We start from the raw sequence: 14,716 nt of genomic DNA, 5'->3' as shown, positions 1-14,716 counted from the left end.
GATGAATCTTATTTCAGGTCGTCGGTATAGCCTAAGCTGCGCAATGCACGTTCGTCATCTGCCCAGCCCGATTTCACTTTGACCCACAGTTCAAGATGTACTTTTGCTTCGAACATTTTTTCCATGTCCTGGCGGGCTTCGATACCAATAGTCTTGATTTTTGAACCTTTATTACCGATGACCATTTTCTTCTGGCCTTCGCGTTCAACCAAAATCAGCCCATGGATGTTATAGCCACCGCGCTCGTTGGGTACAAACTGTTCAATTTCAACCGTCACTGAGTAAGGCAGCTCTTCACCCAAAAAGCGCATCAGTTTTTCACGAATGATTTCTGACGCCATAAAACGTTGAGAGCGGTCAGTGATATAATCTTCCGGGAAATGATGACCCGCTTCCGGCATAAGCTTGCGCACAATGCTGGCGATGGTATCCACGTTTATCCCTTTCTCGGCAGAGATTGGCACCACGTCCAGGAAATTCATCTGCTTGCTTAAGAACTGGATATGAGGTAACAGCTTGGTTTTATCTGTTACGTTATCAACCTTGTTGATCGCCAATAATACCGGGCATTGTAAACTGCGCAGCTTATTCACTACCATTTCATCGTCAGCAGTCCAATGGGTACCTTCGACCACAAAAATTACTAATTCCACATCACCGAGAGAGCTACTTGCCGCGCGATTCATTAAACGGTTAATCGCGCGTTTTTCTTCAATATGCAACCCTGGGGTATCAACATAAATGGCCTGATAAGGCACTTCAGTATGGATCCCCATAATACGGTGGCGTGTGGTTTGTGGTTTACGTGAAGTGATGGAGATTTTTTGCCCCAGCAGCTCATTCAACAAGGTAGATTTACCCACATTCGGGCGACCTACAATTGCAATAAAACCACAATACGTTTTTTCTACTTCGCTCATTCAAGCTCCAACTGTATCAGCGCTTGTTCCGCTGCCGCCTGCTCAGCTTTACGACGACTTGAGCCAGTACCTATTACCGGTTCATTCAAGCCACTCACCTGGCAGTGGATAGTAAATTCCTGGTCATGAGCTTCACCGCGAACCTGCACAACCAGATAAGAAGGTAATGGCAGATGACGGCCTTGCAAATATTCTTGCAAGCGCGTTTTTGGGTCTTTCTGCTTATCACCTGGGCTGATTTCCTCTAAGCGACTGCAATACCACTCGAGAATCAGCCGTTCGATCGTATGAATATCGCTATCTAAGAATATACCGCCAATTAAGGCTTCGACGGTATCTGCCAAAATTGATTCACGGCGGAAACCACCACTCTTCAATTCACCCGGCCCAAGGCGCAAACATTCACCAAGGTCAAACTCACGGGCCATTTCGGCGAGTGTATTGCCTCTGACCAATGTTGCACGCATCCGGCTCATATCCCCTTCATCAACCCGAGGAAAACGGCGATACAGCTCATTGGCAATAACGAAACTTAATATAGAGTCACCCAGGAACTCCAAACGCTCATTGTGTTTACTACTGGCGCTACGATGAGTCAGTGCTTGCAGCAAGAGCTCCTGCTGTTGAAAAGTGTAGCCCAGCTTCCGCTGTAGCCTGTTTATTACGATGGGGTTCATGAGTTACCAATAGATCAAGAATGCGTCAAAAACTACAGCACACGGAACAGGTCTGATCCGCCAATATTACAAGACAAAACTGTTTCGTTTGCAGTGGCTCCCATAAAGGAGCCAACTTTTATCGCTCGAAAGGTTATTCTACAACGAGTGGAAATATAATGCTGCGTTTAAATACCCTGCTGAATTGAAGTTGCCGCGATATTAGCCGCCCTTACTCACCCGAACCACTGACTTTTGTCGGCTTATCGGGATTTGTTCGTTTACAGCAACGCCAATGACTTCGCACATAGCCGGTATTAATGAATCCCACCAATCCGACTTAAACGCACTCCCGTTGGCCATTCACCTTCTTGCTTTTCAAAACTCATCCAAATAGCAGTGGCTTTACCGACCAGATTACGTTCCGGCACAAAACCCCAGAAACGGCTATCAGCACTATTATCTCGGTTATCACCCATCATAAAGTAATGACCTTCCGGTACCACCCAAACCCCTAAAGGTTGATTAGGTTGCTGATAATAAGCGCCTATCTGCTCCTGACGCCCAGGGACAGTCAGAATATGGTGTGCAACCGGCCCGAGGGTCTCAGTACGCTCACGCAGACGCACCCCACCATCAGGTACAGCTTGGTTTGTCGGGATCTGGAAGAACCCGGCAGAAGCCTCGCCATTGCCGCCATAACGGAATGTCTGCACAAACTCACTTGGCTCTGACGTACTGTAAGTAATGGCTAACGCGCTATCACAAGCAGCCCCGGTATTACACGCAGGTTGAACCGTCACTTCTTTGCTGATGGGATTATAACTAACGCGATCACCCGGTAAACCCACCACACGTTTGATATAGTCCAAACGTGGGTCTAGTGGATATTTAAATACCGCAACATCACCGCGTTTCGGATGCCCAGTAGGGATCAGCGTGGTTTGAGTTATAGGATCTTTAACCCCATAAGCAAACTTCTCAACCAGAATGAAATCACCGATCAATAGCGTTGGCATCATCGACCCAGAAGGGATTTGGAACGGTTCGTAAATAAACGAACGCACGATGAACACCAGAGCCAATACTGGGAAAACAGAGGCACAAGTCTCGATCCAACCTGGCTGTCTTGCTGCCTGTGCTAAAGTCTTATTATCGACTGCACAACCGGTTTGAGCTTTGATCTCCGCAGTTTGCGCATGAACTGCCGCAATTTTTGCCTGGCGGGCAGGGCCCCATTTAAACCGCTCGAAGCACCAGATAATCCCTGTTACCAGCGTTGCTATCGCTAAAATCAAGGCAAACATGTTAGCCATCAAAACTCCTTATTTGCTGTCTTTTCCGACGTGCAGAATAGCCAGGAAAGCCTCTTGCGGTAATTCAACGTTACCGACCTGCTTCATACGTTTCTTACCATCTTTCTGTTTCTGCAGAAGTTTCTTCTTACGACTAACATCACCGCCATAACACTTCGCCAGTACGTTTTTGCGTAGCTGTTTCACAGTTGCACGGGCAATAATATGGTTACCGATAGCCGCCTGAATCGCAATATCAAATTGCTGGCGCGGGATCAGTTCTTTCATTTTCTCAACCAGATCACGTCCACGATACTGCGCATTATCACGATGGGTGATAAGCGCCAGCGCATCCACACGCTCGTTGTTGATCAACACATCAACACGGACCATGTCTGAGGTCTGGAAACGTGTGAAATTATAATCCAGTGAGGCGTAACCACGGGATGTCGATTTCAGACGATCGAAGAAATCAAGCACCACTTCAGCCATTGGAATTTCATACGTCAGTGCCACTTGGTTACCGTGGTAAACCATGTTGGTCTGCATACCCCGTTTTTCGATACACAAGGTAATGACGTTACCCAGGTATTCCTGTGGCAACAGCATATGACACTCAGCGATCGGTTCGCGTAGTTCTTCAATATTGTTCAGCGCCGGTAGCTTGGATGGGCTATCAACATAAACCGTTTCCTGACTGGTAGTGATCACTTCGTACACCACTGTGGGCGCCGTGGTGATAAGCTCCAGATCGTACTCACGCTCCAGACGTTCCTGAATGATTTCCATATGCAGCAAACCAAGGAAGCCACAACGGAAGCCAAAGCCCAACGCAGTCGAACTTTCTGGTTCGTAGAACAAAGAGGCGTCATTAAGACTCAATTTGCCTAACGCATCACGGAAAGCTTCATAATCATCTGAGCTAATGGGGAACAGACCCGCATAAACTTGTGGTTTTACTTTCTTAAAACCAGGTAATGATTTCTCTGCCGGGTTACGGGTCAATGTCAATGTATCGCCAACCGGTGCGCCAAGAATGTCTTTTATCGCACAGACCAACCAGCCAACTTCACCGCAGTTCAGCACATCACGATCAACACGTTTTGGTGTAAAGATACCCAAGCGTTCAGCGTTATAGCTCTGCCCGGTACTCATAACTTTAACTTTATCACCTTTACGTAACGAACCGTTCTTAATACGGATTAATGACACCACACCCAGATAGTTATCAAACCAGGAGTCAATAATCAGTGCCTGCAATGGCCCGTCCGGATCACCTTGAGGTGGTGGGATATCTCGCACCAAGCGCTCAAGAATATCAGGTACACCTACGCCGGTTTTGGCTGAGCAACGTACTGCATCGGTGGCATCAATACCTACGATGTCTTCAATTTCTTCGGCAACGCGCTCAGGATCCGCGGCTGGCAGGTCGATTTTATTCAGAACCGGAACCACTTCCAGGTTCATTTCCATCGCGGTGTAGCAGTTTGCCAGCGTCTGTGCTTCAACACCTTGCCCTGCATCGACCACCAATAGAGCCCCTTCGCAAGCCGCCAGAGAGCGGGAAACTTCATAAGAGAAGTCAACGTGGCCGGGAGTATCGATAAAGTTAAGTTGATAGATTTGACCATCTTTAGCATGGTAATCAAGCGTCACACTCTGTGCCTTGATGGTAATGCCGCGCTCACGCTCCAGATCCATTGAATCCAGTACTTGAGCGGCCATTTCACGCTCAGATAATCCGCCACAAATCTGAATAATACGGTCCGACAATGTCGACTTACCGTGGTCAATATGGGCAATAATAGAAAAGTTTCTTATGTGCTTCATTTATATGAATTTTTCTCTAGTCGTTGTTTTTAATTAATTATTGGTGGACACAGCGATGGACTCAAACCCAAAACTACCCACATAAATATGCACGCATCTTACACTGTAAGTCAGCCTCGTGAAAGGCATCACACTTAGCTTGTTACCTGATTTATCCCGTTAAAATGTATCAATACCTTGCCGTTAGCAAATATTGGTAGAACCTCGACCTGACGCTATTCCTATCAGTTATCCAGTAAAAACGGCCCCGATACCCATATTTATATTATTGTTATAGTCTATACATGTAATCAATTTTCGTCATTTTAATTATAATAATCATGCAGATATATTCCAGCCGAAAACAAATTAGCGCCTAAAACTTATATTTTACGTATGAATCGCAATTAATGCACTTTAGGAAAATGCTCATTTACCCGATTGGAAAATAACCTAGAGTATTTATGTGATTATATAACAACCAAGTGAAATATCCTCTTGGCTGCCAACATGGAGAATATTATGATTGACGAAGGACAAATACTTAGCCGCCATGAGTTTAGAAAAAAGAACTCTAGATTAACTATTCTCGCAATAATATTTATATTCTCGCTTAGCTTGGTTGTAATTATTTCATCTAACATGACACCTGGCTTTTCAATACTGTTTATTCTTTCGATATTATGTGCCACCATTGCAGTTGTCTCATTGAGTAGCTTACTCTATTTATTTCTACATAACGGCCCAATATTCACCTACTTTCTTTATGAAAAAGGCGTGCGTGTTTTTAATCATCACAATGGAAATGTATATTTTATCACATTTAATAAAATACAATACATTCATAAATACCACTCAGGGATAAACCCTAATGGTGATATTAATACGATGGCGTTTCGCACATCAAAAGTTCAGCAATGGAATATCATAATTAATAATATAACCAATGCTTACCCTCTCATTAATACAATAATCCATCAGCAAGTTATGCATGTGGGCATCATGAGTTTAAATACCTTATCTCGTGGAAAAACCATTGTATTTGATGTAATCAAAAAGAATGATAACTGGCTAAAAATGCTAATATTTAATGGCCTTTTAAATATTAGCATGGTAAAAAACATCGAGATGGATACAATTCCACTTTCACTTAGTGCACACAAATTGATTACGACAGACGGTATTATTAACATTGAAGATATTTTGCGTATCGAGATACTGCGTGAAAACCACCATGACAAAATACGATTATTTGACACGAAAGGTGACATACTTTTTTCGGTAGATTACTCAACACTTATCAGTGCAGATCTTTTTATTGCATTAGTTGAGCATATGATACAAAACCGTATTCCTGCCTATTATGGCTAATAGGCTAAAGACATTACTCTTGCTGAATACGTATCGCTGTTGGCGGCAAACCTATCTGTAAAATAGTCGGTTGATAATCACTCTGCCCTTCAATCCTGGTAGCCAATTGTCTGGCTAACAGAAAACCTAAACCAGCCCCTAAAATAGCACCAATAGCAGTAAAGGCATCGGTGATAAATAAAGCCTGAAACAGACTCCCACCGGCAATTAACCCAAATAATGGCGTCAAATAAACCAAAGAAGCAGAACGTAATAAGCTACCTTCACTAATCCCAACTTCAACCTTTTGCCCAGGCTCAAGCGGCTGCGAAATGGGTATTTGGAGTTGATGCGCTGACTTCGGCCCCAGTTCATTTAATAAATGACTACCGCATCCGGAACGCGCATTACAACTCCCACAACCAGAATGTGGTTCACAACGCAAAAGTGCAATGCCATTTTGCCATGAGATAACCGTGGCCCATTCTTTCATCATTTAGCGGATTCCAGCACTACACTATCGGCAATACGTTTAGCTGTTGAAGGAGGTAGTTCCCCCACTACGGTAATCTCTACATTATTGCGCGCTTCAGTATGAACAGTACGGCGTCCTTGACGCAGCGATTGTTCCGAAAGCGCATCTTTACCCACTGGATTGACATTCACCGAAAAGCTGAACAAACCATCGGAATATAGCCGTGATTCTGTTGGTGTATCCATATTGGGTAATGTACGACGACTACGCGAAACCTCGGTAACACCGTCCGGCAACCAACGCGGTGCCCAAGTAAAATCCACTTTAGTTTTAGCGGGTAATGCCAGTAATGGCGGCAAAGACAATTTTAGCAAGCCTTCTAGAATCTGCTGAATGGGCTCACCGATGGCAAAAGAAATCACACGAAACTGTTCGAGTGTTTCTCCGTCCTTGTCCAACAGATCTATACGCATAGGGAGCTTGGATGTTTCATCCATCCAAATAATATAACTGTATCGAGTACTGTCACGAGCTACAACCCTAATAACCTGGGATGGCCTATCAGCGACACGAGCCCGACCAAGCGCAATGTAGTTATAGTATTTTGATAGTTTTTCAAAATCGGGAAATACAACAGAGGGTAAAGCATCGACAATATGCTCACCGCCTAGCGTGAAAGAGTCGAAACCTGGTTCGAAATAACTTATCTCATTGCCACGTTGTAGGATCTCAGTACGAGGACCATCCATGCGCAGCAACTGGGCCAACGTTTTTTTATCTAAAATAGCATGTCGATAACGAAGAGAATCAATCCCTTGTTTATTAACATTGATATACGAGAGCTCATAATTGAGCGACCGGCTGGCACTGCTCATTTCCTGTAACATTGCTATCGGCGCGGTTTCCGCCGAAGCAATTGTTGACATGAGCAGGCCGCCCGCCATTAAACAGACGGAAAACCAAAATTGCTTCATTACTGCTGCTGCATTCCTAAGGATTGAGTGCCAGGGACCTGAATAGCGGCCTGCGTTGATGCCGAAGGCTGCTGCAATATATCAGTTTGTGGCAAACGACGCTGCAATTCAAAATCTTGCAACTGTGTCATCATATTGACACGCCTGCGTTGCTCTTGAACCTGATGCTGTTGAGACGTTCCGAAAGAACCATCAGCAGGCACACCAAAACTTACTGGTGAGGCTTTACCCATCATCGGTAAGGTATTAAATGCAGGTGATTCTGGCTGTAAATTACCGGATGCAGGTTGGTTATATTGCTGAACACCAACAATTACGGCTAGAGAAACACAGGCCGCAACTCCCACTTGGGTAATCTGACTGGCCCATGGGCGAATTTTTTGCCAGAAAGGCATTTTCTGCCAGATATGAGGTTGTGGCTGAGATTCAGGCACAGCAATAGGAACAAAACGAGCAGGCTCGTTTTTAAGTGCCTCTGCAATACGGCTGGCGATATCCAGATGCACGACTTCACCAACATCCCCCCGCAGAGTATCACGGATTAAATGATAGCTCTGCCAGCTTTGCTGCAATGCTTTATCTTTCGATAAAGAACCAAGCAGCTCACTATCAAGAGTTTCTCCGTCCATCAGAGCGGAAAGCTTTTCTTTCTGCATGCCAAATACCCTTTGTGTGTCCGCCTATCGCTGAATTAGCGGCTGAACTTTGTTATCGATAGCCTCTCTGGCTCGGAAGATACGTGAACGAACCGTACCCACCGGACAGTCCATAATCACAGCTATCTCTTCATAGCTTAGACCATCTAACTCCCTGAGTGTAATCGCCATCCGGAGATCGTCAGGAAGTGACTCTATGGTTTTAAAAACTATCTGCCTCAATTCTTCAGACAACATTAAGTTCTCAGGGTTCGATATTTCTTTCAATGCACCCGCATTTTCGTAATTTTCAGCATCATTTGCATCCACATCACTGGATGGCGGGCGCCGCCCCTGAGCGACTAAGTAATTTTTCGCTGTATTTACAGCAATACGGTAAAGCCACGTATAAAAAGCGCTATCGCCGCGAAATGACTCCAGTGCACGATAAGCTTTGATAAATGATTCCTGAACTACATCAGGGACATCCCCCTGAGGTACATAACGGGATACGAGGCTCGCAACCTTATGCTGGTATCTAATTACCAGTAAATTGAACGATTGCTGATCACCTTTCTGGACCCGTTCAACCAGCATTTGATCCGTTAACTGCTCGCTCATCCGAGGTGAACTCTCCCGAAATTTATCCCCACGCTAAAAGTAGTACTGCCAGCCATATCTTTATTTTCCTGAGCAAGCACACGCTTGGTGTTTATAAAAATTGCAAAGTTCCATGTTGCCAGATTATTTGTCTGAATATTCTTTAGACATCTTATAGCCATAGCTTTTGCTCTGGCAGATAGGCTAACATGAATTTCACTCTTCTTCTGCACACATCATACGATATGCAATCATCATCTGAACACGTTAGCGATGTATTGATCATCGGGAGTGGCGCTGCCGGTTTGTCATTAGCGTTACGCCTGGCGCCACATTGTAAAGTCACCGTTCTGAGCAAAGGGCCACTTAATGAAGGCGCGACTTTTTATGCTCAGGGAGGTATTGCCGCCGTTTTTGATGAAACCGACAGCATCGGTTCACATGTCAATGACACCCTGATTGCCGGGGCCGGGCTTTGTGACAAAGACGCCGTAGAATTCATTGCCAGTAATGCCCGCCCTTGCGTGCAATGGCTCATTGATCAAGGCGTCCTGTTTGATACCGAGACTAATGCCAGCGGCGAAGAGCGTTATCACCTTACCCAGGAAGGCGGCCATAGCCATCGCCGTATTCTGCATACTGCTGATGCGACAGGTAAAGAAGTAGAAACCACCCTGGTAGGCAAAGCAAGTACCCACCCTAATATTTTAGTTAAAGAACGCTGCAATGCAGTCGATCTTATAACGTCCAATAAAATTGGCCTGGCAGGCACTAAACGCGTGGTCGGCGCCTATATCTGGAACCGTGAGCTAGAAAAAGTGGAAACGTTTCGGGCTAAGGCCGTCGTTTTAGCCACCGGCGGAGCGGCTAAAGTTTATCAATATACCACCAATCCTGATATCTCCTCCGGTGATGGTATTGCCATGGCATGGCGTGCCGGATGTCGGGTCGCTAATTTGGAATTTAACCAATTCCATCCTACCTGCCTGTTCCACCCGCAAGCACGTAACTTTTTACTGACCGAAGCATTACGTGGGGAAGGAGCCTATCTTAAACGCCCTGACGGCAGCCGTTTCATGCTCGATTTTGACCCACGTGGCGAACTCGCACCACGTGATATCGTTGCCCGCGCTATAGACCATGAAATGAAACGCCTTGGTGCTGATTGCATGTATCTGGATATCAGCCATAAACCCACTGACTTTGTCATGCAGCACTTCCCAATGATCTATGAAAAACTGCTGTCGCTGGGTATCGATCTGACCAAAGAAGCCATTCCTATCGTTCCAGCCGCTCACTATACCTGCGGTGGTGTGATGGTAGACCAGCATGGGAGTACGGATCTGGATGGGTTATATGCGATTGGTGAAGTCAGCTATACCGGTTTGCATGGCGCTAACCGCATGGCATCCAACTCATTACTCGAATGTCTGGTTTACGGCTGGTCCGCCGCAGAAGATATCCTTATGCGCTTGCCTACGGCTAAGTTAGCTAAACAGTTACCAGACTGGGATGAAAGCCGCGTTGATAACTCCGATGAACGAGTTGTCATTCAGCATAACTGGCATGAACTACGCCTATTTATGTGGGATTACGTTGGCATCGTGCGTACAACCAAGCGCTTAGAGCGCGCCTTACGCCGGATTAATACATTACAGCAAGAAATTGATGAATATTATGCCAATTTCCGTATTTCAAATAATCTGCTGGAATTGCGTAACCTGGTCCAAGTGGCTGAATTAATCGTACGTTGTGCAATGGATCGTAAAGAAAGCCGAGGGCTGCACTATACCCTTGATTATCCTGATCAAATTGAAAACCCGCAACCAACGATCCTTCATCCATAATACTTTTCAGGGCGCAGTTCATTCAGTAATCGCGCCCTATTAATCACTCCGGCAACACTATCGCCCGCACTAATAATTGAGATAAAACTCACTAATCAACTGACAGAACTCAGGTGAATACACGCCTTCGGATTGACGCAGAGCCAAATGCTGATGTTCCATCTCACCTGATTGGCGCGATAACATCAGCAGCATTCTATGTAGTGGCTTACCGGGGCGATCCCTGACGTCTACCTGGCAGCGAACAAACCAGTTTTGTTGAACAGCAAGACCCGTAAGTTCAATTCCCAGACTATGGGGTAAAACCACACAAAATACACCGTTCTCTGTGATAAGCTTCTCTGCGCAATTCAGTAAAGCGTCATGAGTTAAGGAGCCGGTGTAACGTGCGATATCACGGGCTTCATCCCGGCAGGCGATTGCCGGAGCAAAATAGGGTGGGTTACTGACAATCAAATCATACTGATGAGGGTGGTTTTCGGCAAACTGGTGCACATCTTGCTGATAGATACGAACCCGTGCAGCCCAAGGAGATAAAGCCACATTGCTGCTCGCTTGCTGTGCCGCATCAGGCTCTAACTCAACCCCATCAATTAAGACCTCAGATGCTAAACGCTGAGCAATCATTAAGGCGATAAGCCCGCTGCCACAACCAATATCCAAGGCTTTGTGTGCTTTTTCTACCGGTACCCACGCCCCGAGTAGAACACCGTCAGTGCCCACTTTCATCGCACAACGATCATGTGCCACAAAAAATTGTTTAAAAGTGAAACCACCACCACGCAACACCGGTTTTTTTTTCAATTGTTTGCCCATATTAGTCACCAGGATCTATACCCCATAGATTGCAAAAATGCGGGTAAGCGGCAAGCGAGAGAACTTCCGATAAGCTTATACAAATAAGTGATTCGGGTGATTGAACGCAGCCAACATACCTGCAACTTAAAAGATGACGGGTATATAACCGGCGTAGCATAGGACAATATGATTGAAGGGAAAAGACATCATTACCACTTAAACAGGTGAAGAATTCGGCTAACCCGTCTATAATCGGCGCCCCAAGTAGAGGAAGACCATGACTGTAACCAATTTTTCCGAACTCGATCTCGATGAACGCCTGATTGACGCACTGCGCGACAAAGGCTATGAGCGCCCGACTGCCATTCAAGCTGCGGCTATTCCGCCAGCTATGGATGGGCGCGATGTATTGGGTTCGGCTCCAACAGGTACTGGCAAAACTGCCGCCTTTTTGCTGCCTGCCTTGCAGCATTTGCTGGATTTCCCACGCAAAAAATCCGGCACGCCACGGATCCTGATCCTGACGCCAACTCGTGAACTGGCCATGCAAGTTGCGGATCAAGCCCGTGAATTGGCCAAGCACACCCAACTGGATATCGCGACGATCACCGGTGGTGTCGCTTATATGAACCACGCGGAAGTCTTTAGTGAGAATCAAGATATTGTGGTGGCCACAACGGGTCGCTTGCTGCAATACATCAAAGAAGAGAACTTTGACTGTCGGGCAGTAGAGACCCTGATTCTGGACGAAGCTGACCGTATGCTGGATATGGGCTTTGCGCAGGATATTGAAACCATTGCAGCAGAAACTCGCTGGCGCAAACAAACCTTACTGTTTTCTGCCACGCTTGAAGGTGAGGCTATCCGTGAGTTTGCGGAGCGCATCCTGAATGAGCCAGTAGAGCTGGAAGCCGACCCATCCCGCCGGGAACGCAAAAAAATTCAACAATGGTATTATCGCGCAGACAGTATCGAACACAAAACCGCCTTGCTTGTACATCTGCTAAAGCAACCGGAAGTGCAGAAATCCATTATTTTCGTACGTACCCGTGAAAAGGTACACCAACTGGTCAGTTGGCTGCGTGAAGCCGGGATTAACGCCTGGTTCCTTGAAGGCGAAATGGTTCAGGCCAAGCGTACCGAGGCAGTTATCCGTTTAAGCGATGGCAGAGTTAACGTTCTGGTTGCTACAGATATCGCCTCACGTGGTTTGGATATCGACGATATTAGCCACGTATTCAACTTTGATCTGCCGCTGACCGCTGACGTCTACCTTCACCGTATAGGCCGTACTGGCCGAGCGGGCCGTAAAGGTGTCGCTATTTCATTGGTTGAAGCGCATGACCATTTGTTACTGGGTAAAGTTGGCCGTTATTTGAACGAGCCGCTGAAGCCACGGGTTATTGATGAATTACGTCCGACCAGTAAAGCACCAAGCGAAAAAGCCACCGGTAAGCCCTCTAAAAAAGTGCTAGCGAAGCGTAAAGAACTAAAAGAAGCCAGCAAAGAGAAAGTAAAGGTTAAGGTTCGTCACCGCGATGCCAAAAATGTGGGTAAGCGTCGTCAGCCAAAGGTAAAACCTGATACTAAAAGTGCTAATTAATTCAGTATCCTGACAAAAAAGCCGCTTATGACAGCGGCTTTTTTTATTTGTTATCAGAGAAATTCCAGTAATCAGTAACTGTTCCATATTAAAGTATTGTTTAACATTCCAGTCTGAAAACTGGCAGATTCTCTGCTACTGCTGATAAACCTCTGCAAGTTTGTTACCACGAAGCCAGACATTCAATTGCTGATATTTTTGCTGCATTTCGGCACTTTGGATATTCAACGGCGTCATCGCTAAATACTGCTGGAACGTTGCGCCCTGTTTATTACGTAATTCAGGATCAGCCCCTGCTTTTAATAAACGCAGCGCTAAATCTGGCGCATTATTCTTACCGGCCAAGTGTAGCGGTGTATCCCCCATACGATCAGCAAGGTTCGGATCAACCCCGGCAACCAACAGTAGGGTCATCTGGGTTTCGCGCTTGGCCATAACTGCGGCAGCCAATGGTGTCGCTAGTGTTACACTATTTCGGGCCGTCGGTTGAAGATGCCCCTCAAGTAAAATTTGCATGTAATGCGCATCTTGTACACTGGCCGCAGTATGCCATGCAGTATCGCCCTGCATCCCTGGCTGAAAAGGATCGGCATGTTCTTGCAGCAACGCGGCTAAACTTTCAGGTTGTTGGTTAAGAATGGCCCACTGCATCAGCGTTATCGACTGTTCACCCTGTTGTTGTAGTAACTTTTCGTTTGCTAATTGATGAATCTGTTTCACATCGCCGTGAATAATCGCATCTGCAATCGGCATTACCGATGGATCAGTAAAAGCTGTATTAACATCTGTCATCGCCTGCCCCTCAAAGCTGATTAATGGCATCAAAACACCGTAGATGGCATAACGCAAATGGCGGTTCACCCTCACTGCCAGTGTCGATTCAGGCATACTGCCGATCCCAAGGTTGTTGTTCACTCATTGAACTGAGTACTTTATCAATACCGTGTGCCGACAAGCGGCGTTCGAGGTGCTTATGTGGCAACCAGTCATTCACCCCGGAGAGCTTATCGCTATTTGCCAGCGTGATTTTATGGCCAATAGCATCAGGAATTAGCGAGGTAGATTCCTGAACATCGGTCAGTAAGTCATATTGTTCACTATAGCGCCGCACGCCACCGCCCTCTGCTGAAAGCCGCGCCTGAGCAGGGTCCATACCAAGGCGATTTAATGTGTGATCAGAAACGCCCGCAGCATTGAATGTCACGGCCCAAACCCCACTGGCTAATGCTGCCGTAGCCGCCAACCCACCGCCCAAAGAGTGTCCCGTCATTATCAGCGTATCACCAAACGCCATTTTTGCGGTTTTTCCCAAAGCAACCGATTGATTATATTGAATATCCTCATAACCGGTCGCCTGTCGGATATTACTTAGCCAATCATTTAAATCATTAGTGCCAGCAAAAGATAAAACATACTGCTGATTATCACTGTAAATACCGGCCAGAAAACCTGAGGCGCTATCAGATAAGCTCGCCGGATCAATTCCCGCCGAGAGTAGCGCCCTATCACTCAAACGTGTAAAACCGCCAAGACTCCCGGCAACAGGGGCGTAAACATCTTTAGCGAGTAATGCCAATGAATAGTCGGCTTGCAGTGATCTTTGCCCGCTGGTGATAGGAATATTATCACTACCTGTTGAGACTCTGTCACAGCGTGGCACGTTAAGGTTAGCCATCATGCTGTGACACAGCTCATTTTCTGCCAGCGTTGTTGTTGCAAGATCCGTAGGGTGTCCCACGTGAGGCTTACCGACG

General features: G+C 46.2%; 14 protein-coding genes. 3 read left to right on the top strand and 11 right to left on the bottom strand.

What is annotated here, in order from left to right:
* Window positions 1-8: 8 nt before the first annotated feature.
* The 4 genes from era to lepA form a co-directional block, all read right to left on the bottom strand.
* Entirely contained in the window at window positions 9-920 is a 912-nt protein-coding gene (gene era / locus AEP37_RS00125; RefSeq protein WP_049608024.1) for a GTPase Era, read from the bottom strand.
* Window positions 917-1,597, bottom strand: coding sequence for a ribonuclease III (gene rnc, locus AEP37_RS00120; RefSeq protein ID WP_049608022.1), 681 nt, complete (start codon window positions 1,595-1,597; stop codon window positions 917-919). Before rnc ends, era begins: the two co-directional genes overlap by 4 nt.
* 296 nt (window positions 1,598-1,893) lie before the next feature.
* A complete protein-coding gene (gene lepB / locus AEP37_RS00115; protein ID WP_049608020.1) occupies window positions 1,894-2,892 on the bottom strand; it encodes a signal peptidase I in 999 nt (332 codons plus the stop codon).
* A 9-nt stretch (window positions 2,893-2,901) separates the two neighbouring features.
* A complete protein-coding gene (gene lepA / locus AEP37_RS00110; protein WP_049608018.1) occupies window positions 2,902-4,701 on the bottom strand; it encodes a translation elongation factor 4 in 1,800 nt (599 codons plus the stop codon).
* A gap of 501 nt (window positions 4,702-5,202) precedes the next feature.
* Here lepA and AEP37_RS00105 point away from each other — a divergent pair.
* Window positions 5,203-6,051 (top strand): hypothetical protein, encoded by an 849-nt coding sequence (locus AEP37_RS00105; RefSeq protein WP_049608016.1) that lies wholly within the window; start codon window positions 5,203-5,205, stop codon window positions 6,049-6,051.
* Window positions 6,052-6,064: 13 nt separating this feature from the next.
* Here AEP37_RS00105 and rseC read toward each other — a convergent pair whose 3' ends face one another.
* From rseC to rpoE, 4 genes are read right to left on the bottom strand one after another with little or no spacing between them, the layout of a single operon-like run.
* Window positions 6,065-6,526: a SoxR-reducing system protein RseC gene (rseC, locus tag AEP37_RS00100; protein WP_049608015.1), complete on the bottom strand. Its 462-nt coding sequence runs from the start codon at window positions 6,524-6,526 to the stop codon at window positions 6,065-6,067.
* Window positions 6,523-7,479, bottom strand: coding sequence for a sigma-E factor regulatory protein RseB (gene rseB / locus AEP37_RS00095; protein WP_049608013.1), 957 nt, complete (start codon window positions 7,477-7,479; stop codon window positions 6,523-6,525). Before rseB ends, rseC begins: the two co-directional genes overlap by 4 nt.
* Window positions 7,479-8,135, bottom strand: coding sequence for an anti-sigma-E factor RseA (gene rseA, locus AEP37_RS00090; protein WP_049608010.1), 657 nt, complete (start codon window positions 8,133-8,135; stop codon window positions 7,479-7,481). The genes rseB and rseA overlap by 1 nt, the downstream gene beginning before the upstream one ends.
* 24 nt (window positions 8,136-8,159) lie before the next feature.
* On the bottom strand, window positions 8,160-8,735 hold the full coding sequence (gene rpoE, locus AEP37_RS00085; protein WP_049608007.1) for an RNA polymerase sigma factor RpoE: 576 nt from the start codon (window positions 8,733-8,735) through the stop codon (window positions 8,160-8,162).
* Window positions 8,736-8,959: 224 nt separating this feature from the next.
* On the opposite strand from rpoE, the gene nadB reads away from it, so the two are divergent.
* The gene (nadB, locus tag AEP37_RS00080) at window positions 8,960-10,561 is read left to right on the top strand and encodes an L-aspartate oxidase (RefSeq protein WP_202905467.1); all 1,602 of its coding nucleotides are present in this window, start codon (window positions 8,960-8,962) and stop codon (window positions 10,559-10,561) included.
* 69 nt (window positions 10,562-10,630) lie between these two features.
* Here the strand turns inward: nadB and trmN are convergent, their stop codons facing one another.
* Complete coding sequence (trmN, locus tag AEP37_RS00075; RefSeq protein ID WP_049608001.1) at window positions 10,631-11,377, bottom strand: tRNA(1)(Val) (adenine(37)-N(6))-methyltransferase TrmN; 747 nt, start codon at window positions 11,375-11,377, stop codon at window positions 10,631-10,633.
* Window positions 11,378-11,636: 259 nt separating this feature from the next.
* Here trmN and srmB point away from each other — a divergent pair, with 259 nt between their 5' ends.
* Window positions 11,637-12,962, top strand: coding sequence for an ATP-dependent RNA helicase SrmB (srmB, locus tag AEP37_RS00070; RefSeq protein WP_049607998.1), 1,326 nt, complete (start codon window positions 11,637-11,639; stop codon window positions 12,960-12,962).
* Window positions 12,963-13,097: 135 nt separating this feature from the next.
* Here srmB and AEP37_RS00065 read toward each other — a convergent pair whose 3' ends face one another.
* Both AEP37_RS00065 and AEP37_RS00060 read right to left on the bottom strand, forming a co-directional pair.
* Window positions 13,098-13,754: an ankyrin repeat domain-containing protein gene (locus AEP37_RS00065; RefSeq protein WP_049608460.1), complete on the bottom strand. Its 657-nt coding sequence runs from the start codon at window positions 13,752-13,754 to the stop codon at window positions 13,098-13,100.
* 88 nt (window positions 13,755-13,842) lie between these two features.
* Complete coding sequence (locus tag AEP37_RS00060; protein WP_244880756.1) at window positions 13,843-14,700, bottom strand: phospholipase; 858 nt, start codon at window positions 14,698-14,700, stop codon at window positions 13,843-13,845.
* Between the last annotated feature and the right edge of the window lie 16 nt (window positions 14,701-14,716).

Origin of the sequence: Yersinia pekkanenii (genome assembly GCF_001152565.1) — a bacterium.
Taxonomy (GTDB): Bacteria; Pseudomonadota; Gammaproteobacteria; order Enterobacterales; family Enterobacteriaceae; genus Yersinia; species Yersinia pekkanenii.
This window is presented reverse-complemented; position numbering and strand designations above follow the sequence as displayed.